General features: G+C 59.2%; 18 protein-coding genes and 4 tRNA genes. 12 read left to right on the forward strand and 10 right to left on the reverse strand.

What is annotated here, in order from left to right; translation table 11 throughout:
* Window positions 1–188: 188 nt before the first annotated feature.
* Together AB4N73_RS17385 and AB4N73_RS17390 are read left to right on the forward strand one after the other, a co-directional pair.
* Window positions 189–3140, forward strand: a complete 2952-nt coding sequence (locus AB4N73_RS17385) for a DUF748 domain-containing protein (protein ID WP_460142360.1) — start codon at window positions 189–191, stop codon at window positions 3138–3140.
* Window positions 3137–3436 (forward strand): DUF2845 domain-containing protein, encoded by a 300-nt coding sequence (locus tag AB4N73_RS17390; RefSeq protein ID WP_039761633.1) that lies wholly within the window; start codon window positions 3137–3139, stop codon window positions 3434–3436. The genes AB4N73_RS17385 and AB4N73_RS17390 overlap by 4 nt, the downstream gene beginning before the upstream one ends.
* A gap of 264 nt (window positions 3437–3700) precedes the next feature.
* Here AB4N73_RS17390 and AB4N73_RS17395 read toward each other — a convergent pair whose 3' ends face one another.
* Window positions 3701–4054, reverse strand: coding sequence for a BON domain-containing protein (locus tag AB4N73_RS17395; protein ID WP_323621400.1), 354 nt, complete (start codon window positions 4052–4054; stop codon window positions 3701–3703).
* A gap of 295 nt (window positions 4055–4349) precedes the next feature.
* Window positions 4350–4772, reverse strand: coding sequence for a pilin (locus AB4N73_RS17400; RefSeq protein ID WP_252876912.1), 423 nt, complete (start codon window positions 4770–4772; stop codon window positions 4350–4352).
* A gap of 226 nt (window positions 4773–4998) precedes the next feature.
* Between AB4N73_RS17400 and pilB the strand changes: the two genes are divergently transcribed.
* From pilB to yacG, 5 genes are read left to right on the forward strand one after another with little or no spacing between them, the layout of a single operon-like run.
* A complete protein-coding gene (pilB, locus tag AB4N73_RS17405) occupies window positions 4999–6699 on the forward strand; it encodes a type IV-A pilus assembly ATPase PilB (RefSeq protein WP_217878831.1) in 1701 nt (566 codons plus the stop codon).
* Between the two features lie 2 nt (window positions 6700–6701).
* Window positions 6702–7919 carry a type II secretion system F family protein gene (locus tag AB4N73_RS17410; RefSeq protein ID WP_150638505.1) on the forward strand — a complete coding sequence of 406 codons (1218 nt, stop codon included), beginning with the start codon at window positions 6702–6704 and terminating at the stop codon, window positions 7917–7919.
* A gap of 1 nt (window position 7920) precedes the next feature.
* Window positions 7921–8793: a prepilin peptidase gene (locus AB4N73_RS17415; protein WP_460142361.1), complete on the forward strand. Its 873-nt coding sequence runs from the start codon at window positions 7921–7923 to the stop codon at window positions 8791–8793.
* Window positions 8790–9413, forward strand: a complete 624-nt coding sequence (coaE, locus tag AB4N73_RS17420; RefSeq protein WP_460142362.1) for a dephospho-CoA kinase — start codon at window positions 8790–8792, stop codon at window positions 9411–9413. The genes AB4N73_RS17415 and coaE overlap by 4 nt, the downstream gene beginning before the upstream one ends.
* A complete protein-coding gene (gene yacG / locus AB4N73_RS17425; protein WP_016773149.1) occupies window positions 9410–9610 on the forward strand; it encodes a DNA gyrase inhibitor YacG in 201 nt (66 codons plus the stop codon). Before coaE ends, yacG begins: the two co-directional genes overlap by 4 nt.
* Window positions 9611–9617: 7 nt before the next feature.
* Here yacG and AB4N73_RS17430 read toward each other — a convergent pair whose 3' ends face one another.
* Window positions 9618–9833, reverse strand: a complete 216-nt coding sequence (locus tag AB4N73_RS17430; protein ID WP_016773148.1) for a hypothetical protein — start codon at window positions 9831–9833, stop codon at window positions 9618–9620.
* A 65-nt stretch (window positions 9834–9898) separates the two neighbouring features.
* Entirely contained in the window at window positions 9899–10588 is a 690-nt protein-coding gene (locus AB4N73_RS17435; protein ID WP_041477814.1) for an energy-coupling factor ABC transporter permease, read from the reverse strand.
* Between the two features lie 376 nt (window positions 10589–10964).
* Here AB4N73_RS17435 and AB4N73_RS17440 point away from each other — a divergent pair, with 376 nt between their 5' ends.
* The 5 genes from AB4N73_RS17440 to AB4N73_RS17460 all read left to right on the forward strand — a co-directional run bounded on the left by AB4N73_RS17440 (window position 10965) and on the right by AB4N73_RS17460 (window position 14801).
* Window positions 10965–11960, forward strand: a complete 996-nt coding sequence (locus AB4N73_RS17440) for an IS110 family RNA-guided transposase (protein WP_150638880.1) — start codon at window positions 10965–10967, stop codon at window positions 11958–11960.
* A gap of 100 nt (window positions 11961–12060) precedes the next feature.
* Window positions 12061–12687 carry a DUF1780 domain-containing protein gene (locus AB4N73_RS17445; protein WP_007909887.1) on the forward strand — a complete coding sequence of 209 codons (627 nt, stop codon included), beginning with the start codon at window positions 12061–12063 and terminating at the stop codon, window positions 12685–12687.
* Window positions 12684–13211: an MOSC domain-containing protein gene (locus tag AB4N73_RS17450; protein ID WP_056790453.1), complete on the forward strand. Its 528-nt coding sequence runs from the start codon at window positions 12684–12686 to the stop codon at window positions 13209–13211. Before AB4N73_RS17445 ends, AB4N73_RS17450 begins: the two co-directional genes overlap by 4 nt.
* A 51-nt stretch (window positions 13212–13262) precedes the next feature.
* Window positions 13263–13436, forward strand: coding sequence for a DUF3094 domain-containing protein (locus tag AB4N73_RS17455; protein WP_007909875.1), 174 nt, complete (start codon window positions 13263–13265; stop codon window positions 13434–13436).
* Window positions 13437–13502: 66 nt separating this feature from the next.
* Window positions 13503–14801, forward strand: a complete 1299-nt coding sequence (locus AB4N73_RS17460; protein ID WP_016773144.1) for an NAD(P)/FAD-dependent oxidoreductase — start codon at window positions 13503–13505, stop codon at window positions 14799–14801.
* Between the two features lie 156 nt (window positions 14802–14957).
* On the opposite strand, the gene AB4N73_RS17465 is transcribed toward AB4N73_RS17460, so the two are convergent.
* From AB4N73_RS17465 to clpB, 6 genes are all read right to left on the reverse strand, one after another.
* A complete protein-coding gene (locus AB4N73_RS17465) occupies window positions 14958–16583 on the reverse strand; it encodes a methyl-accepting chemotaxis protein (RefSeq protein WP_041477812.1) in 1626 nt (541 codons plus the stop codon).
* 161 nt (window positions 16584–16744) lie between these two features.
* Window positions 16745–16821, reverse strand: a tRNA-Pro gene (locus tag AB4N73_RS17470).
* 97 nt (window positions 16822–16918) lie between these two features.
* A tRNA-Lys gene (locus AB4N73_RS17475) sits at window positions 16919–16994 on the reverse strand.
* Between the two features lie 5 nt (window positions 16995–16999).
* Window positions 17000–17076 (reverse strand) — tRNA-Pro (locus AB4N73_RS17480).
* 9 nt (window positions 17077–17085) lie between these two features.
* A tRNA-Asn gene (locus AB4N73_RS17485) sits at window positions 17086–17161 on the reverse strand.
* A 297-nt stretch (window positions 17162–17458) separates the two neighbouring features.
* A complete protein-coding gene (clpB, locus tag AB4N73_RS17490) occupies window positions 17459–20023 on the reverse strand; it encodes an ATP-dependent chaperone ClpB (protein ID WP_073475480.1) in 2565 nt (854 codons plus the stop codon).
* Window positions 20024–20103: the final 80 nt, after the last annotated feature.

Consider the following 20103-nt stretch of genomic DNA (forward strand, 5'->3'; position numbering starts at 1 on the left):
GAGCGAGCCTGCTCGCGAAAGCGCAGTGTCAGTCGACTTGTTTTTCACTGAACCAGCGCATTCGCGAGCAGGCTCACTCCTACAATGGGTATCTGTTCCTACAGAAATTTCTGAACAATCCTGTCCCACATCAAGCACTTCGGAACCAGAATCGCGTGCCATACTCCAAGGCACTCCGATTCAGACAGATGAAGCCGCACATGCCCAAAGGATTGATTCGCGCGATTGGCGCACTGCTGACAGCCCTGGCCCTCTACAGCCTGCTGGGGTTTCTGATCCTGCCGGGCATTGCCTTGCGCGTGGCCAACCAGCAACTGGCGAACTACGCGACGGTGCCGGCGCATCTGCAGCGCATCGAACTCAACCCCTTCAGCCTTGAGGTCACCCTCTGGGGCCTGGTCATCGGCGAGCCGGGCAAGGAGCAGGTCGGCTTCGATCGCCTCTATGCCAACCTGCAAATCGACAGCCTGTGGACCAAAGCGCTGCATCTGTCCGACATCGAACTGGACAAACCCAAAAGCGAAATCCTCTTCGCCAAGGACGGCAAGCTCAACCTGCTCGGCCTGTTCAACGTGCCGCCGAGCGAGCCGACACCCGCCGATCCCGACGCCAAGCCATTCCCGCTGCGTATCGACAACATCAAACTGGCCGGCGGTGTGGTGCATTTCGAGGATATGCGGCCCAGCGAGCCGATCGAATTTCTTTACGACGACCTCAGTTTCGAGCTGAAAAACCTCAGCACTTTGCCCGAGGACAGCGCCGACATGACCCTCGTCGCCATCGGCCCCGCTGGCGGGAGGATCGACTGGACCGGCAATTTCAGCCTGATCCCGTTCACCTCCGAAGGCACCCTGAAAGTCACCGATGGCCAGATGAAATCCTTCTGGCCTTACGTGCGTGACGCCGTGCCGCTGGTGCTGGAAAACGGCGTGGTCAGCCTCAGCACTGAGTACAAACTCAACCTGTCGAAACAGACCGAACTGCTGCTGAACAACGTCGCGGTGAGCATTGCGCCGTTCGCCATCAAGGCTCCGGACGGACGTCCGCTGGCCAGGCTCGAACGCCTCGACGTCAGCGAAACCTCGCTGGACCTGGCCAAGCAGCAAGTGGTGGTCGGCAAGATCCGCAGCAACAAACTGGAAACCTGGGCAGCGCTGGAAGCCGACGGCCAGTTGGATTGGCAGAAGCTGTTCGCCAGCCAACCGTCGAAACCGGCTGCCAAAGCCGCTGCCGAACCGGCGGATACACCGGCCGCCGCCGACTCGCCGAAACCTGAGCCAAGCGCCCCGAGCAAGCCATGGCAGGTGCTGGTCAAAGATGTGCAACTGCGCAACTACACGGTTCATCTGGCCGACCGCTCGGCGCAACCGGCGGTGGCGCTGGACATCACTCCGCTGAACGTCGACCTGCAGGATTTCGACAGCCTCAACGGCTCGCCTTTCAAGCTCAAACTCGACAGCGGCCTGGGCAAGCAAGGCAAGATCAGCGCCGACGGCACGGTCAATCTGGCCCCGGTCAACGCGCAGCTGAACGTGAAAACCCAGGACGTCGACTTGCGTGTCGCGCAGTCCTATATCAACCCGTTCATTCGTCTGGAACTGCGCAGCGGCATGCTCGGCAGTGACCTCAAGGTCAACCTGAAAAGCACCGAACCACTGGCCCTCAGCGTCACCGGCCGCGCGCAGATCGATCAACTGCACACCCTCGATACGCTGAAGACCCGCGACTTCCTCAAATGGCAGCAAGTCGTGGTCGACGGCATCAATTATCAGCACGGCGACAGCCTGTCGATTGACAAGGTCAACCTGTTGCAGCCGTATGTGCGCTTCATGATCAACGACGATCGCACCACCAACGTCGACGACCTGCTGATCCCGCAACCGGCCGACAGCGGTGCCAAACCTGCCGGAGCCAAACCGCCCGGCAAGGACAAACCACTGGGCATTCACATCGGTGCGATTGCGATCAACGACGGCTCGGCCAACTTCGCCGACTTCAGCCTGACGCCGAATTTCGCCACCGCCGTGCAGCAGCTCAACGGCCAGATCGGCACCATCGACAGTCGTCAGGCGAAACCGGCCAGCGTCGACATCAAAGGCAAGGTCGACCGTTATGCGCCGGTGACCATCAAGGGTGCGGTCAATCCGTTCGACCCGATGGCCAGCCTCGACATCGCCACCAGCTTCAAGCGCGTCGAATTGACGACCCTGACGCCCTACTCCGGCAAATTCGCCGGCTACCGCATCCGCAAGGGCCGGCTCAACCTCGATCTACACTACCTGATCACCAAGGGTCAGTTGAAAGCCGAGAACAAGGTCGTCGTCGAGCAGCTGCAACTGGGCGAGAAGGTCGACAGCCCTGATGCAGTGAGTCTGCCGCTGAAACTGGCGATCGCCCTGCTCAAGGACGTCGACGGCAAGATCTCCATCGAATTGCCAGTGACCGGCGACCTGAATAATCCGCAGTTCAGCGTGATGCCGATCGTCTGGCAGACCCTGCGCAATCTGATCGTCAAAGCGGCCGCCGCACCGTTCAAGATGATCGGCGGGCTGGTCAGTGGCGGCGGCTCCGAAGACCTTGGCACGGTGTCCTTCGCGCCGGGCTCCAGCGATCTGAGCAAAGACGCCGAAGCGGCGCTGGTGAAACTGTCGCAGGCACTCAAGGAACGTCCGGCGCTGCGCCTGGAGATCGAAGGCACTGCTGCGAAGAGCAGCGACGGGCCACTGCTCGCCGAACAACGTCTGGAACGCGAATATCAGTACAACTACTACAAGATGCTCCAGCGCCGTGGCGACAAAGTCCCGGCCCAGGCCTCGCTGTTGCAAGTGCCCGAAAGCGAGAAAGGCGCGTTGCTCGAAGGCATCTACCGCACCCGCTTGAAAACCCAGCCACCGGCAGAATGGAAAGACCTCGGCAAAGAAGAACGCACGGCGAAAATGCGCCAGGGCGTGATCGCATTCTGGAGTGGCAGCGACGTGCTGTTGCGACAGTTGGGCCAGGACCGCGCCAGCACCATCAAGGATTACCTGGTCGACAAGGGCAAGCTCGAGGATGACCGCGTGTACTTCATCGACGCCAACCTCGGCGAGGCCGAAAGCGACGGCCGCGTGGTGACGCAAATGCACCTGGATGCCGAATGACCGTGCGTAACTGGCTGGCTGTGCTTGCTCTGACGTGCGCCGCCGGCCATGCGTCGGCGTCGGATACATTGCGCTGCGGCAGCCAATTGATCAGCCTCGGCGACCGCGCCAGCGAAGTGCTGCAAAAATGCGGCGAGCCGGTCAGCCGCGATGTGCTCGGCTACAAGCGCAGTGCCAATCGCCGCGAAGAGTTTCAGGTCGAGGAATGGACCTACGGCCCGAACAACGGCATGTATCAATACCTGCGCTTCGAAGGCAACCGCTTGCGGCAGATCAACAGCAAACGCGGTAATTAAGCCGTACGAAATTCACCCTGTGGGAGCGAGCCTGCTCGCGAATACGGTCTGTCTACTGACGAACTTGTCGGCTGACGATACGCATTCGCGAGCAGGCTCGCTCCCACATTGGTATTGCCCAAAATAGAACAGGCCCCGACACAAGTGCCGGGGCCTGTAATGGTCACATCCGTGTGACCGTTCGCATGAACTCTAAAGTTGCGGCAGACGTATTGCTCGGCCCGTCTGTCGCGTCTTCTCCCGGTTCAGGCGAGAAGTCTTGCCTTACTCGGCTTTCAGGCCAGCAGCAGATACGTCTTTAACGCCTTTGATTTTCTTGGCAATGTTCACTGCGGTGGTTTTTTGAGCCGCAGTCACAGGTTGGGTCGACGACAGCGATACAACACCTTGGTTGGTTTCAACTTTGATGTCGGTGCCTGGAATGCCTTTTTCGGTAACCAGGTCAGCTTTGACCTTGGTGGTGATCCAGGTGTCGCTGGTATCTTGTTTAATTTCGGTAGCTTCACCGGCAGCCAGAACCATTGGCGACTGGGTAGCCTGAGCGGACTGGGCGAAAGCGCCACCAGCCATGGTCAGGGTCAGAGCGGTAGCAGCGGCAGTGATAGCGAACTTCTTCATACGAGTAACTCCTGTTTTTACTGGAAGTCTGCTGTAACGCTTGTCAGCAGGGTTACCGGAGATATTGCGAACGCTGTGCCAACTTTTTCGACCGCATAAAATCCTTTTAAAACAACAAGTTATGAGAAACGCTGATTTTCATTTTCATGCAAAATGCATGACTCGTTGAATCTTCGCATGCAAGTTGCGGTTTTTCGGAAAGTTCATAAGCTGCTGAAATTATTGGTGCTTTTGTTAAGTGGTCGGGACATGAAAATGCCCCGCGATGCGGGGCATTCTGGGTGCAACAGATGGATCAAGTCCCGCTGGCAGCGCAGCCTTTTGGCGAGTAGTCAGGAGCGACCGTAGTGCCACAACTCCAGCCGCCGGCCGCCGTACGAGTCAGCGTGATGGTTTTGCCCAATACAGGCGCTGGCGCGTTGGCCAACGTACATACAATCGTTCCAGCTCCGTCTGCAGCGGTACCTGAGGCAGTCAGAGCGCAATTGGAGGTAGTGGTGACGTTATCGCCTTTCACCGCCGCCAAGCTTGGATTTGTCCCCTGATTGATCAGGTCTTCAAACGGCACCTTCATCGCGCTGATCTCCGCCAGCCCCGCCGTCACCTTCGACCGCGCCTGATACTTCGAATACTGCGGCAGGGCGATAGTCGCCAGAATGCCGATGATCGCCACGACGATCAGCAGCTCGATCAATGTAAAGCCTTGTTGTTTTTTCATAGACACGCTCCATGCATGAGTCGAAATCTCATGATCTGAACAAGGCTCAGCACAGCCCATGCCAACGCCCTTTTGCCCCCGTCTGCTGGGCGCGCCCATTCCCCTGCGCCGTTTTCTACAACCCGCAACCGCACTATCTGACACTTTTTGTCACCTGCACCGGCCGTGTTTGGCGCTGTCACTTGACTAGGCTATAAGTCATGAACGGCAAGCGTGCGGAATCCCCATGAATGACATCGCTCTGAGCGGTCTGGCCAAGCAATTGGTCCAGGCCGAATTGCTCACGGAAACAAGCGCCCGGCAATCCTGGGCGCAGGCCCAGCGCAATCGCGTGTCGCTGGTCAATTACCTGGTGCACAACAAACTGGTCAACAGCCGGCAGATCGCCGAAATAGCTTCCGAACATTTCGGCATGGCGCTGCTCGATCTGCATTGCCTCGACAAAGAGACTCAGCCCAAGGGCCTGGTCAGTGAGAAACTGGTTCGCCAGCACTGCGCCCTGCCCCTCTGGCGGCGCGGCAACAAATTGTTCGTGGGCCTTTCCGACCCAAGCAATCAGCAGGCGATCAGCGACATCCAGTTCAGCACCGGCCTGAGCACCGAAGCGATTCTGGTGGAGGACGACAAGCTCAGCGACGCCATCGACAAGTTCTTCGACAGCCATGCCTCGGGCCTGGAGGAAATGGCCGATGTCGATCTCGACGGCCTCGACGTCGAGTCCATTGATGACAACAAACAGGACGTGATCGGCGGCCTCGATGCCGACGACGCCCCGGTCGTACGTTTTGTGCACAAGATGCTGCTCGATGCGATCAAAAGCGGCTCTTCCGACCTGCATTTCGAACCCTACGAAAAAAACTATCGGGTGCGCATGCGCACCGACGGCATGCTGCGCGAGGTGGCCAAGCCGCCGATCCAGTTGGCCGGGCGCATTGCCGCGCGCTTGAAGGTAATGGCCAGTCTGGATATCTCGGAACGGCGCAAACCTCAGGACGGCCGCATCAAAATGCGCCTGTCGAAAAGCAAATCCATCGATTTTCGCGTCAACACCCTGCCGACTCTGTGGGGCGAAAAAGTGGTGATCCGGATTCTCGACCCGTCCAGTGCACAAATGGGCATCGATGCGCTGGGCTACGAGGCCGAACAAAAAGCCTTGTACCTGGCCGCGCTGAAACAGCCGCAAGGGATGATTCTGGTCACCGGCCCCACCGGCTCCGGTAAAACCGTGTCGCTGTACACCGGGCTGAACATCCTCAACACCGTCGACATCAATATTTCCACCGCCGAAGATCCGGTGGAAATCAACATGGAAGGTATCAATCAGGTCAACGTCAATCCCCGCCAAGGGCTGGACTTTGCCCAAGCGCTGCGCTCGTTTCTGCGTCAGGACCCGGACGTGATCATGGTCGGCGAGATCCGCGACCTGGAAACCGCCGAGATCGCAATCAAGGCTGCGCAGACCGGCCACCTGGTGCTGTCGACCCTGCACACCAATAGCGCAGCGGAAACCCTGACACGCCTGCACAACATGGGCATTCCCGGTTTCAACATCGCCACCTCGGTCAGCCTGATCATCGCCCAGCGTCTGGCGCGCAAGTTGTGCGCACACTGCAAGCGGCCGCTGGAGATCCCGCACGAAACCTTGCTCAAGGAAGGCTTCCCCGAGGAACGCATCGGTCATTTCACGATCTACGAGCCGGTCGGTTGCGATCACTGCAATGGCGGTTACAAAGGACGCGTGGGGATTTATGAAGTGGTAAAGAACACACCGGACCTGCAACGGTTGATCATGGCCGAGGGCAATTCGCTGGAAATCGATATTCAGATGCGCCACGACGGTTTCGCCGATCTGCGCACTTCCGGGCTGCACAAGGCCATGCAAGGCATCACCAGCCTTGAGGAAATCAACCGGGTCACCAAGGATTGAACATGGCGGTCAAGGCAGCGAAAGTCAGCATTTACGCCTGGGAAGGCACGGACCGCAAAGGCAGTAAAGTCAGCGGCGAGTTGAGCGGACAGAACCCCGCACTGATCAAGGCGCAACTGCGCAAACAGGGGATCAACCCGGGCAAGGTGCGCAAGAAATCCGCGTCCCTGCTGACCTTCGGCAAACGCATCAAACCGCAGGACATCGCCCTGTTCACCCGGCAGATGGCAACGATGATGAAGGCCGGTGTACCGCTGTTGCAGTCCTTCGACATCATCGGCGAAGGCTTCGAAAATCCGGCCATGCGCAAACTGGTCGACGAGGTCAAACAGGAGGTCGCGGCCGGTAACAGCTTCGCTACGGCCCTGCGCAAGAAACCGCAATACTTCGACGAGTTGTACTGCAACCTGGTCGACGCCGGCGAACAGTCCGGTGCCCTCGACACCTTGCTTGAACGTGTGGCGACCTATAAGGAAAAAAGCGAAGCGCTCAAGGCCAAGATCAAGAAGGCCATGACTTACCCTACTGCGGTGGTGCTGGTGGCGGCGGTGGTGACCGGCATTCTGCTGGTCAAAGTGGTGCCGCAGTTCCAGTCGGTATTCTCCGGGTTCGGCGCCGAACTGCCGGGCTTCACCCTGATGATCATCAGCCTGTCGGAATTCATGCAGCAGTGGTGGTGGGCGATTCTTTTTGCGCTGGTGGCAGCGTTTTTCGGCACTCGCCACGCGTTGAAGACTTCGCAGGCCCTGCGCGACCGCCGCGATGCCTGGCTGCTGAAGCTGCCGCTGGTAGGCACTTTGATGTACAAGTCCGCCGTCGCACGTTTTGCCCGCACCCTGTCGACCACATTCGCAGCCGGTGTGCCGCTGGTGGAAGCACTGGATTCGGTCGCCGGTGCCACCGGCAATGTGGTGTTCAAGCGCGCGGTGTTGCGGGTGCGGCAGGACGTCTCGACCGGCATGCAACTGAATTTCTCCATGCGCAGCACCGGTGTGTTTCCCAACATGGCGGTGCAGATGACCGCCATCGGCGAGGAATCGGGCGCGCTGGATGACATGCTCGACAAGGTCGCCGGTTTTTATGAAGCGGAAGTCGATAACATGGTCGACAACCTCACCAGCCTGATGGAGCCGTTCATCATGGTGGTGCTGGGGGTCATCGTCGGTGGACTGGTGGTGGCCATGTACCTGCCGATCTTCCAGCTCGGCTCAGCGATCTGACATGCCTATCGACGAACTGTTTGCCGTGTATCCGCTGGCCTTTGTGGTCAGCGCGCTGCTGCTCGGGCTGGTGGTCGGCAGCTTCCTCAACGTAGTGGTCTGGCGCCTGCCGAAGATGCTCGAGCGCGACTGGCGCCAGCAGGCCCATGATGTGCTCGGCCTGCCCACTGAAACGCCTGTGCCGACTTACAACCTGATGCTGCCGCACTCCGCGTGCCCGCATTGCGGACACCGGATCCGCCCTTGGGAAAACATTCCGCTGCTCAGTTATCTGCTGCTGCGCGGTCGCTGCTCGGCCTGCTCGGCGCCGATCAGCAAACGTTACCCGCTGACCGAACTGGCCTGCGGCGTCCTCTCGGCATTCATTGCCTGGCATTTCGGCTTCGGTTGGCCGGCAGGTCTGCTGATCTTGCTGACATGGGGCTTGCTGGCGATGAGTCTGATCGACTGCGAACATCAGCTGCTGCCCGATGTGCTGGTGCTGCCGCTGCTGTGGCTGGGGCTGATCGTCAACAGCTTCGGCGTGTTCGTGGCGTTGCCCGATGCGTTGTGGGGCGCGGTCGCGGGTTATCTGGCGCTGTGGTCGGTGTTCTGGCTGTTCAAACTGCTCACCGGCAAGGACGGTATCGGCCATGGCGATTTCAAGCTGTTGGCCTTGCTCGGCGCATGGGGTGGCTGGCAGATTCTGCCGCTGACGATTCTTCTATCTTCCCTGGTGGGGGCGATATTGGGCGTTGTCATGCTGCGTCTGCGCGCCCAGGAAACCTCGACGCCGATCCCCTTCGGACCCTTTCTGGCAATTGCCGGCTGGATTGCCTTGCTCTGGGGTGGTCAAATAACCGACTTCTATTGGCAGTCTGTCGGTTTGAAATGAATACCCCTGTGGAAAAACCCTGGATCCTCGGCCTGACCGGCGGCATCGGCAGCGGCAAAAGCGCGGCGGCGCAGCACTTCATCGACCTCGGCGTGCACGTGGTGGATGCCGATCACGCGGCGCGCTGGGTAGTCGAGCCGGGGCGTCCGGCGCTGGCGAAAATCGCCGAGCACTTCGGTTCCGGCGTGTTGCAGTCCGATGGCACGCTGGACCGTGCCGCCCTGCGCAAACTGATTTTTGAAGAGCCCGAACAGCGACGTTGGCTCGAAGCGCTGCTGCATCCGTTGATCGGCGAAGAAATCGCTGATCATCTGGCGCAGGCAAAATCGCCTTACGCGATTCTGGTTTCACCGTTGCTGATCGAGTCCGGGCAATACGCGATGACCCAGCGCATTCTGGTCATCGATGCGCCGCAACCACTGCAGATCGAACGCACCTTGCAGCGTGACCAGACCAGCGAAGCGCAGGTGCAGGCGATCCTCAAGGCGCAATCGAGCCGTGAAGACCGCGTGAGCCGTGCCGACGACGTGATCGTCAACGACCGCGACCTCGCCTGGCTGCACAGCGAGGTCGAGCGTCTGCATCACTTTTATCTGACTTTATCCGGAGGCCAAGCATGAGCCAGATTCCAACCGTTGAATGCCCAACCTGCGGCGCCCCCGTCGAATTCACCCCGGCGAACAAATTCCGTCCGTTCTGCTCCGACCGCTGCAAACTGATCGACCTCGGCGCCTGGGCCTCGGAAGAGCACAAGATTCCGGTCGCCCCGGATGCCGAAGACGAGCTGTTTTCCGGCGATTTCGATCCGCGTCACTGATCGCTGATCAGGGCCGCATAAAGCCGTAGTCCTGACTGTCGTCGAGGTTCTCCGCGAGAAAGCGCAACTCGTCGGCCAGGTCTTCGGCATTGCGCACTGCCTTGCTCTGCTGCACCACGGCGCTGAGCAGGGCGCGCAAACTCAGGCCCGGGTCAAAGCCCACTTCCTGCGCCAGCTCCAGACTCTGCCGGGTTTCCTGCCGCGCCCATTCATAAACGCCCATGCCACTGCTCCTGAAGGGATTTGCGCGAGCATGAAATCTCTGCGGCATGGCCGGTTTGATGTGGATCAAGACTTCGGATCGTCGTCCTTCCACGGCGCCGAAAGGTAGCGGGTGCGGTTGAAGGTCTCCAGCCATTCCGGGCAGAACACCACCAATGCACTGACGACCATGCCGTTGATAAAAGCCTCGGGGAACAACAGCAACCACAGGTAGCCGACGAAATCTTCCAGCCATTCCGGCATGGCGAAGAGGCCGTCGTACCACAGCAGCGTCAGGCTGAGGATCAGGCACAACAGGCCTGACAACGCAGCGGCGAAGAAACCGGAACAGAAGATGTAAACGAATGGATTGCGTGGCTGCGCACGCTCCACGAGGATTGCCACGCATTCGGTGATCAGCACTGGCAGCAGAATCAGCAACGCGCCATTGACGCCCACCGCAGCCAGGTCCTGACGCCCCAAAAGCACCAGGCCAATCTGCGCAACCAGCCCGCCGACGATCGCCAGCGGCCAATCGAGCAGCAGCGTCACCGCGGTCATGCCGATAAAGTGGTAAGACACACCGGTGTCGAAATCCCTGCGCACCAGCCACAGCAGAAACAGCGCGAACACCGTGCCGAACAGCAAGTGCTGCCGACGACTGTCGCTGAACAGCTCGACCCATGGCGCACGCATGATCGCCCAGAGCAGCGCCGGCAGATAAATCAGCCAGCCGAGTGTCAGGCTTGCCGTTGAAAGCAGTTCGGCACCGATCATGATTCCCTCACCTGCTACTCGACACGCTTTTTTGTAGGAGCTGCCGAAGGCTGCGATCTTTTGATCTTGTTTATAAAAGCAAAAGATCGCAGCCTTCGGCAGCTCCTTGTATGTTCCCCACACACCAGCATGAATGAGATCTAAGCTCGCTGGTGCGACATACGAAGATGTGTTTCTGGGGGAGACCGATCGCTCCTTAAGGCAGGACTTGCTCCTGACCTTGTATGTAGAGAGGTCCCCCCGCCTCATTGCCCACCACGAAGAGTATCGAGAAGCCGACGAGTCGGACTTCGCATTACAAGGTTGCAGTGGCATGAAGTTCGAGGTCAGGGGAACCAGGAAGCATTTTTAACTCAGTTCTCTTGGAGTTGAAAGCATGAACATGCACGTCGGTTTGGATGTGGGATCTCGCACTACAGCGATGGGCTGGCGCAATGGCGGCCGTTTTGCAGGTCAGTGCAATATCGACCAGACACCGGCGGGGCGCAAAGCTGCTGTCGGCAAGTTACTTGAGCTCAAGCCTATATCTGTGGTGATGGAAGCCACCGGAATCTACTACCTGGACTTGGCCATGGAGCTCGCTGCGGCGGGTTTGCCAGTCTCGGTTATCAATCCGAAGAGTTTTCACAACTTTGCAAAGCTGATGCTGAAAAACAGCAAAACGGACGCAATCGATGCCCAGTTATTAGCTGAGTACGGCGAACGCATGAGCCCAAGGTTGTGGACGCCGCCCACTTCAATACAGCTTGAGCTACGCGCTATCGGTCGCCACATCAATCGTTTGACGGGTCATCGCACCCGCGCCAAAAACGAGCTGCATGCACTAAAAGCCACTCAAACAACTCTTCTGATGCTGATTGAAGACGAAGAAGAAGCCATCAACGCCTTTGACAAACGAATCGAGCGTTTCCGACTCGCTGGTCGGGCACTGATCGACAACTGCCCAACGTTGAGCGCCCAGTTCGCCCACATGATCGCCGCCCCTGGCATGGGTGAGATCTCAGTATTTGCGGCGCTGGCTGAACTGACGACCTTACCGGTAACGCTCAAGTCAGCGCAGGTCAGCCGCCATGCCGGACTCGATGTCCGACTCACGCAATCAGGCACCAGCATTGATAAACCCGGCCGGATAAGTAAGGGCGGCAATGCCTATTTGCGATCAGCGATGTACATGCCTGCGCTGACCGCCATACGTTGCGACCCAAATGTGAAAGCGTTTTACGAAGCCTTGGTGGCTCGAGGAAAGAGGAAGATGCAGGCTATTGTCGCAGTCATGCGCAAATACCTGACCGGACTATGGGCCTGCATGCGGGCAGGCGAAGACTTCAGTACAGCCAAGCTTTTTAGCGATAAACACACCCAAAAAGCTTGACCGTGAACAGAGTATCTACAAGGGCGCAATCGCGCGACGTTTATGTCTGAGCCGATGCAAAGCTATCTGCTTGTCGCATTTGGACGCTAAGCTTGGGCTTATGGATGATTCAGATTATTTACGCCTGCTGACCATCGCGGCCGAGCAAGCCAACGCGTTCCTGTCCAATGCCCGCAAATGGGAGCGTGAGCGTTGGGTCTGCCAGCGCCTGCTGCAAGGTCTGAACATCCCCTACCGCGCCGACGAATTCGCCCCGGCCGGTGAGCCGCCGGACGTGTTGTTCCGCGATGCCAATTTCGAAGTTTTTTTCGTCCTCGACGAAGGCCGCCGTCTCAATGATGAATGGCGCGACGAATTGCAGCGTCGGCGCAGTGCGTTCTCCCTGAGCCAACTGGTGCGCCGCGAAGCCAAGCCCAAACGCATCCCGGCCAACGAATTTCTCCTGCGTCTGGCGCCGACCCTGCGCAAGAAGGCGCACAACTACAAGGAACGCGGCATGGATCTGGGTGAACTGGACATCATCGCCTTCGCCAGCCTCAAGCGCGAAGTGCTCGACCTCAACAGTCATTTCCCGCCACCGACCGAATATCTGCGTCAGGGCTGGCGCTCGCTGTCGCTGGTCGGCCCGACATTCGCCCGCGTGTTGTTCGCCCACCCCGACGCACCGGACTTTCTGCGCAGCAACCTCGGCCGCAGCATTGTGTTCGACGTGGGTATCAGCCTGTGACGCCGCTGCAGCAGTTGATCGCTGAGGTTCCGCAAACCGGTCGTGTGCGCTGGATCGGCGTGCGTCCAGAGTCCCGTGGGCCGATGCTTGAGCTCGAGGCGGTCGAGGCGCGGCTGGAAGCCGGGCTCACCGGCGACCACGCCCGCCCGGGCGTTCGCAATGCGCGACAGGTGACGCTGATTCAGTGGGAGCACTTGGCGGTGATCAATGCATTGATGGGCCGTCCCGATGACGAGCCGGTCCGGCCTGAAGATCTGCGGCGCAATCTCGTTATAAGCGGAATCAATTTGTTTAGCCTGAAGGGGCGGCGCTTTCGCATCGGGCAAGCGATACTCGAAACCACTGGCTGGTGTCAGCCCTGCGCACGCTTGCAGAACAATCTCGGCCCGGGCACGTTTCAAGCCGTGCGCGGGCATGGCGGGATCACTGCCCGGGTGTTACAAAGCGGCATCATTCGCCTCGACGATAGCGTGTGCGTCGAACCGGTCCCGGACAGCGGCTACGCTGCGTTCAACCCGGGCTGAAAACCGCTGTAGCCTGTGCTCATTCAGTAACGTCTACCTGACGAGGCAAATATGACCAGCCGCCTGAACCCCGAAGACCAAAAGCATGTCGAAGAGTACCTGCAATTGTCCCAACACCGTGTCGAGCGCCGGCCTTTCCGGCCGTGGATGCTCCTGGTGCTGGTGCTGGCAGTGACCATTGGTCTGGGCCTGTTGAGCCGATTTATCAGTTATCTGACGCTATGAGCTGCCTGGCGCTCGCTTGGGTAACTGCGAAAAAGATTTCCTTTAAAAACCTTGCGAGTTATCCCTATGTCCCATCGTATTGTCATTGTCGGCGGCGGCGCCGGCGGTCTGGAGTTGGCTACCCGTCTGGGTAAGACTCTGGGCAAGCGCGGTACGGCCAGCGTGATGCTGGTCGACGCGAACCTGACCCACATCTGGAAACCACTGCTGCACGAAGTGGCCGCCGGTTCCCTGAACTCCTCCGAAGACGAACTCAACTATGTCGCCCAGGCGAAATGGAACCACTTCGAGTTCCAGCTCGGGCGCATGAGCGGGCTTGATCGCGCGCAGAAGAAAATCCAGCTGGCGGCAACCTATGACGAAAACGGCGTCGAGCTGGTACCGGCGCGTGAAGTGGCTTATGACTCGCTGGTGATCAGCGTCGGCAGCACCACCAACGACTTCGGCACCCAGGGCGCGGCGCAGCATTGTCTGTTCCTCGATACGCGCAAACAGGCCGAGCGCTTCCATCAGCAATTGCTCAATCATTATCTGCGCGCCCACGCCGGGCAGACCGACGTGGTCGAGCAGATCAGCGTAGCGATCGTCGGCGCTGGCGCCACTGGCGTCGAACTGGCGGCCGAGTTGCACAACGCCGCCCATGAACTGGCGGCTTATGGTCTGGACCGGATCAAGCCGGAAAACATGCACATCACTCTGATCGAAGCCGGCCCACGGGTGCTGCCTGCCCTGCCGGAGCGCATCAGCGGGCCGGTGCACAAGACGCTGGAAAAGCTCGGGGTCAATGTGATGACCAACGCAGCAGTCAGCGAAGTGACTGCCGACAGCCTGATCACCGCCGATGGCAACGAGATCAAGGCCAGCCTGAAAGTCTGGGCTGCCGGCATCCGCGCACCGGGTTTCCTCAAGGACATCGACGGTCTGGAAACCAACCGCATCAATCAGCTGCAAGTGCTGCCGACTCTGCAAACCACTCGCGACGAAAACATCTTTGCCTTCGGCGACTGCGCGGCCTGTCCGCAACCGGGCACCGATCGCAACGTGCCGCCACGGGCACAAGCGGCGCATCAACAGGCGTCGCTGCTGGCCAAGTCGCTGAAACTGCGCATCGAAGGCAAGACCCTGCCGGAGTACAAATACACCGACTACGGCTCGCTGATTTCACTGTCGCGTTTTTCTGCTGTGGGTAACTTGATGGGTAACCTGACCGGCAGCGTGATGCTCGAAGGCTGGCTGGCGCGGATGTTCTATGTGTCGCTGTACCGTATGCACCAGATGGCGCTGTACGGGCCGTTCCGCACGGCGATGTTGATGCTGGGCAGCAAGATTGGTCGTGGCACCGAACCGCGTCTGAAACTGCACTAAAGCGCCAACCTGTGGGAGCGAGCCTGCTCGCGAAAGCGGTGGGTCTGTCAACACTGTCGTTGAATGATCCGGCCCCTTCGCGAGCAGGCTCGCTCCCACATTGTTTCGTGTTGTGCGCAAATCAGCAGGCGAAGGCCTGCAATTGATCTCTGTTCATCAGAGCTGGAAGCGTCGCACCATGCCCTGTAGCGCATTGGCCAGTTGCGACAGCTCATGGCTCGATGCGCTTGTCTGATCAGCACCCGCAGCCGAACGCACCGACAGGTCGCGAATGTTCACAAGATTGCGATCCACTTCCCGCGCCACTTGCGCCTGCTCCTCGGCGGCGCTGGCGATCACGAGGTTGCGCTCGTGAATCTCGTGCACCGACGCCGTGATCGTCACCAACGCCTCACCTGCCCGCTCTGCGAGAACCAGCGTACTCGCCGCACGAGATGCGCTGGCCTGCATTGACTCCAGCGCCTGGCTCGAACCGCTGCGCATGCCTTGCACCATCTGTTCGATTTCCTGCGTCGATTGCTGGGTGCGATACGCCAGCGCGCGCACCTCATCGGCTACCACCGCAAAGCCGCGACCGCTTTCGCCCGCGCGTGCTGCCTCGATGGCAGCGTTGAGCGCCAGCAGATTGGTCTGCTCAGCGATTGCGCGAATCACGTCCAGAACCTTGCCGATGTCTTGCGATTGATTGGCCAGCGACTGCACCAGCTCGCCGGTGTTTTGCACATCACTGGCCAGGGCATTGATCGCGCTGGCGGTTTCGCTGACGCGCTCCTGGCCCAATTGCGCTGATTGACTGGACTGGCGCGTGGCATCGGACGTCGATACCGCGTTGCGCGCGACCTCCTCCACCGCAGCGGTCATCTCGTTGACCGCAGTGGCAGCTTGTTCAATTTCGTTGTTCTGCTCTTGCAGGCCTTGGGTGCTGTCGACAGTGACGGCGCTCAGTTCGTCAGCGGCGGTGGCCAGTTGTGTGGCTGAGCCGCTGATACCTTGCAGGGTCTCGCGCAGGTTCTGTTGCATCGTCGCCAAGGCTTTGAGCAAGCGGCTGACTTCGTCGTTGCCATGGGTTTCGATCGGCCGCGTGAGATCGCCCTTGGCGACACTTTCAGCGGCATCCACAGCGCTGCTCAGCGGGCGCACGATACTGCGCGTGAGCAACATCGCCAGCGCCACTGTGGCCAGCGCTGCCAATCCAATGAACAGGCTGACGATGGTCCGCGAGGTTTCATAATGCGCGGCGGACTTCTCGCTTTCGGCGGCGACCTGGCGGGCGAACAGATCGGCGAGATCGTTGAGTTGCTTGCCGGAGCCGTCGACCACGGTCTTCATGTCAACCAGCAACAATTTGGTCAACTCGTCACGCTTGCCTTGCTCGGCAAGGGTGAATGACTGGGCGATGCCGGTGCGATAGGCGGCGAAGGTTTTCTTGAACTGGTCATACAGCTGCTGACCTTCGGCAGTGTCGACCAGTTTGTCGTAGGCGGCGATTTTCTCGCTCAGTTCCTTGTCGCGGGTGTCCATCTGGCCGCGATAGGTGGCGATATTGGCCGGATCCTGATCGAGCGCCATGCGCAGGGAGATGGTGCGGATGCGCAGCATCAGTTCGCGGATCTCGTCGCCGCCACGGATGCTCGGCAACCAGCGGTTCTCCACCGCCACCTCGCTGTCGCGAATGCTCGACATCTGCCCCAGCGCAAACACGCCGAGCAAGGCCACCAACACCGCGATCAGGGCAAATCCCAGGGCAGCCCGGGGAGCAATATTCAACTGACGAAGCAACATGACGAACGCCCTTATTCTTGTAATGGCCAGATCAAGGGGCGAAGCGTTGGCAGTCCCCTCGTGTTAGCGGGCTATCGGCAGGTTGTATGACGACTTGAAGGGATTCGCCTTTCAGCAGGCAAAAAAAATCCCCGCATCTTTCGATACGAGGATTTTCAATATGGTCGGGGTAAGGGGATTCGAACTCCTGACATCCTGCTCCCAAAGCAGGCGCGCTACCGGACTGCGCTATACCCCGGTAAAAAAAAGGCGACCTTTCAAAGATCGCCTTCTTCGATCAGCGCTTTTGGCCTCTGATCTTAAGATTCGATCCCAGCGCAAACTGGTTTCAAAAATGGTGGGTCGTGTGGGATTCGAACCTACGACCAATTGGTTAAAAGCCAACTGCTCTACCAACTGAGCTAACGACCCAAATATGGTCGGGGTAAGGGGATTCGAACTCCTGACATCCTGCTCCCAAAGCAGGCGCGCTACCGGACTGCGCTATACCCCGGTTTGAAATTGGCTCCGTGACCAGGACTCGAACCTGGGACCCAATGATTAACAGTCATTTGCTCTACCGACTGAGCTATCACGGAACTACATATTTCAATTTACAACGGTGAAGCTTTGTTGCATCTCGCCACCCGTTCGCATCGCTGCGTTCGTGTGCCTGAGGCGCGCTATTCTACAACCTAGAACACCTCTGTCAACCCCCTAAATTGCTTTCAAGTTAATGATTTGCAACTTATTTCAGATTCCAACCCGGTGGGTTGAAACGCTGCCGGTGACTGACTGCGGGGCGCACTTTACAAGCCTTTTCCTTTGAGTTCAACAGCCTGGCGAAAAAAAGGCCTCGCAATGCGAGGCCTTCCCGGTTTCATTGCCGCTGAGGCTTAGCCGAAAACGATTTCGTCGTTCTCGACCTTGCCGGTGGCGGTGTCGCCCGGCATGAAATGACCCGACAGGATCAACTGCGCCAGCGGGTTTTCGATCCAGCGCTGGATCGCCCGTTTCAAAGGACGTGCGCCATACACCGGGTCGTAACCGACGGCGATCAGCTTGTCCATCGCCTCCGGGCTCAGCTCCAGCTTCAGCTCGCGCTCGGCCAGGCGGCTGCGCAGGCGGCCCAACTGGATCTCGGTAATGCCGGCGATCTGATCCCGCGCCAGCGGCTCGAAGATCACCACTTCGTCAACGCGGTTGATGAACTCAGGACGGAAGTGCGAGGTCAGCGCGTCCATCACAGCAGCACGCTGCGCCTCACGATCACCGACCAGTTCCTGGATCTGCATCGACCCGAGGTTGGACGTCATCACGATCACCGTGTTGCGGAAGTCCACCGTACGCCCGTGACTGTCGGTCAGACGGCCATCCTCAAGCACTTGCAGGAGGATGTTGAACACATCCGGGTGCGCCTTCTCGACTTCGTCCATGAGGATCACCGAGTACGGCTTGCGACGCACCGCTTCGGTCAGGTAACCGCCCTCTTCATAGCCGACGTAGCCTGGTGGCGCACCGATCAGACGAGCCACGGAATGTTTCTCCATGAACTCGGACATGTCGATCCGCACCATCGCCTCTTCAGTATCGAAAAGGAATTCGGCCAGCGCCTTGCACAGCTCGGTTTTACCGACACCGGTCGGGCCGAGGAACATGAACGAGCCGCTCGGACGATTCGGGTCGGACAGTCCGGCGCGGGAACGCCGCACGGCATTGGCCACAGCCACGACCGCTTCTTCCTGACCGATTACCCGTTTGTGCAACAGGCTCTCCATTTTCATCAGCTTGTCGCGCTCGCCTTCGAGCATTTTCGACACCGGGATGCCAGTCCACTTCGACACGACTTCGGCAATCTCTTCTTCAGTCACCTTGCTGCGCAGCAACTGGTTCTCGCTCTTGCCGTGCTGGTCGACCATTTGCAGGCTGCGTTCCAGATCGGGGATCACCCCGTATTGCAACTCGGCCATCCGATTCAGGTCGCCTTTACGGCGCGCGGCTTCCAGTTCCTGGCGCGACTGTTCGATCTTCTGCTGAATCTGCGCAGAACCCTGCACCTCGGCTTTCTCCGAGTTCCAGATTTCCTCCAGATCGGAATACTCACGCTCGTGACGCTCGATTTCTTCCTGGAGTTTTTCCAGGCGTTTCTTCGCCGCGTCGTCGCTTTCTTTCTTCAGCGCCTGGGATTCCACCTTCAGCTGAATCAGGCGTCGCTCCAGACGATCGAGTACTTCCGGTTTGGAGTCGATCTCCATGCGGATACGGCTGGCCGCCTCGTCGATCAGGTCGATGGCCTTGTCCGGCAGCTGTCGATCCGTGATGTAGCGATGGCTGAGCTTGGCCGCAGCGATGATCGCGCCGTCGGTGATCGCCACCTTGTGGTGAACCTCGTAACGTTCCTTGAGGCCACGCAGAATGGCGATGGTGTCTTCTTCGCTCGGCTCGTCCACCAGGACTTTCTGGAAACGCCGCTCGAGCGCCGCATCCTTCTCTATATATTGGCGATACTCGTTGAGCGTGGTCGCGCCGACGCAGTGCAACTCGCCGCGAGCCAGCGCAGGCTTGAGCATGTTGCCAGCGTCCATCGAGCCTTCGCCTTTACCGGCGCCGACCATGGTGTGCAGTTCGTCGATGAACAGAATGATCTGCCCTTCCTGCTTCGACAGTTCGTTGAGCAACGATTTCAGGCGCTCTTCGAACTCACCGCGATACTTGGCGCCGGCAATCAGCGCGCCCATGTCCAGCGACAGCAGGCGCTTGCCCTTAAGGCCGTCCGGCACTTCGCCGTTGATGATGCGCTGCGCAAGCCCCTCGGCGATTGCGGTTTTACCCACGCCAGGTTCACCGATCAGCACCGGGTTGTTCTTGGTGCGGCGTTGCAGAACCTGAATGGTGCGACGGATTTCGTCGTCGCGGCCGATCACCGGATCAAGCTTGCCGTCTTCGGCGCGTTTGGTCAGATCGACGGTGTACTTGTCCAGCGCCTGCCGCGACTCTTCGTGGTTGGCGTCATTTACCGCTTCGCCACCACGCAGGTTGTTGATCGCGTTTTCCAGGGCTTTCTTGCTCACGCCTTGGCCGAGCAGCAACTTGCCGAGCTTGCTGTTCTCGTCCATCGCGGCGAGCAGCACCAGTTCGCTGGAAATGAACTGGTCGCCCTTCTGCTGAGCCAGACGGTCAGCCTGATTGAGCAGGCGCGCCAGATCCTGCGACATGTTGACGTCGCCGGTCGGGTTCTGGATTTTCGGTAGTTGATCGAGCTCTTTGGTCAGCTCTTTACGCAAGCTGTTGACGTCGAAGCCGACTTGCATCAGCAGCGGCTTGATCGAACCGCCCTGCTGTTCAAGCATGGCCTGCATCAAGTGCGCCGGCTCGATGGCCGGATGATCGTGGCCAACCGCCAACGACTGGGCGTCGGACAGGGCCAACTGTAATTTGCTGGTTAAACGGTCAATACGCATGGGTCACCTTCCTTTTGAGCAGGCCGGACCTAAGAAACCATCCTGAATAAAGAAACCTGCCAGATACCACTGTAGATGCG

This window comes from Pseudomonas sp. S3_B08, assembly GCF_054667725.1.

Bases quoted from the DNA above. Each gene is read 5' to 3' on its own strand.
- AB4N73_RS17385 (WP_460142360.1), top strand. From the start codon at position 189: ATGAAGCCGCACATGCCCAAAGGATTGATTCGCGCGATTGGCGCACTG.
- AB4N73_RS17390 (WP_039761633.1), top strand. From the start codon at position 3,137: ATGACCGTGCGTAACTGGCTGGCTGTGCTTGCTCTGACGTGCGCCGCC.
- AB4N73_RS17395 (WP_323621400.1), bottom strand. From the start codon at position 4,054: ATGAAGAAGTTCGCTATCACTGCCGCTGCTACCGCTCTGACCCTGACC.
- AB4N73_RS17400 (WP_252876912.1), bottom strand. From the start codon at position 4,772: ATGAAAAAACAACAAGGCTTTACATTGATCGAGCTGCTGATCGTCGTG.
- pilB (WP_217878831.1), top strand. From the start codon at position 4,999: ATGAATGACATCGCTCTGAGCGGTCTGGCCAAGCAATTGGTCCAGGCC.
- AB4N73_RS17410 (WP_150638505.1), top strand. From the start codon at position 6,702: ATGGCGGTCAAGGCAGCGAAAGTCAGCATTTACGCCTGGGAAGGCACG.
- AB4N73_RS17415 (WP_460142361.1), top strand. From the start codon at position 7,921: ATGCCTATCGACGAACTGTTTGCCGTGTATCCGCTGGCCTTTGTGGTC.
- coaE (WP_460142362.1), top strand. From the start codon at position 8,790: ATGAATACCCCTGTGGAAAAACCCTGGATCCTCGGCCTGACCGGCGGC.
- yacG (WP_016773149.1), top strand. From the start codon at position 9,410: ATGAGCCAGATTCCAACCGTTGAATGCCCAACCTGCGGCGCCCCCGTC.
- AB4N73_RS17430 (WP_016773148.1), bottom strand. From the start codon at position 9,833: ATGGGCGTTTATGAATGGGCGCGGCAGGAAACCCGGCAGAGTCTGGAG.
- AB4N73_RS17435 (WP_041477814.1), bottom strand. From the start codon at position 10,588: ATGATCGGTGCCGAACTGCTTTCAACGGCAAGCCTGACACTCGGCTGG.
- AB4N73_RS17440 (WP_150638880.1), top strand. From the start codon at position 10,965: ATGAACATGCACGTCGGTTTGGATGTGGGATCTCGCACTACAGCGATG.
- AB4N73_RS17445 (WP_007909887.1), top strand. From the start codon at position 12,061: ATGGATGATTCAGATTATTTACGCCTGCTGACCATCGCGGCCGAGCAA.
- AB4N73_RS17455 (WP_007909875.1), top strand. From the start codon at position 13,263: ATGACCAGCCGCCTGAACCCCGAAGACCAAAAGCATGTCGAAGAGTAC.
- AB4N73_RS17460 (WP_016773144.1), top strand. From the start codon at position 13,503: ATGTCCCATCGTATTGTCATTGTCGGCGGCGGCGCCGGCGGTCTGGAG.
- AB4N73_RS17465 (WP_041477812.1), bottom strand. From the start codon at position 16,583: ATGTTGCTTCGTCAGTTGAATATTGCTCCCCGGGCTGCCCTGGGATTT.
- clpB (WP_073475480.1), bottom strand. From the start codon at position 20,023: ATGCGTATTGACCGTTTAACCAGCAAATTACAGTTGGCCCTGTCCGAC.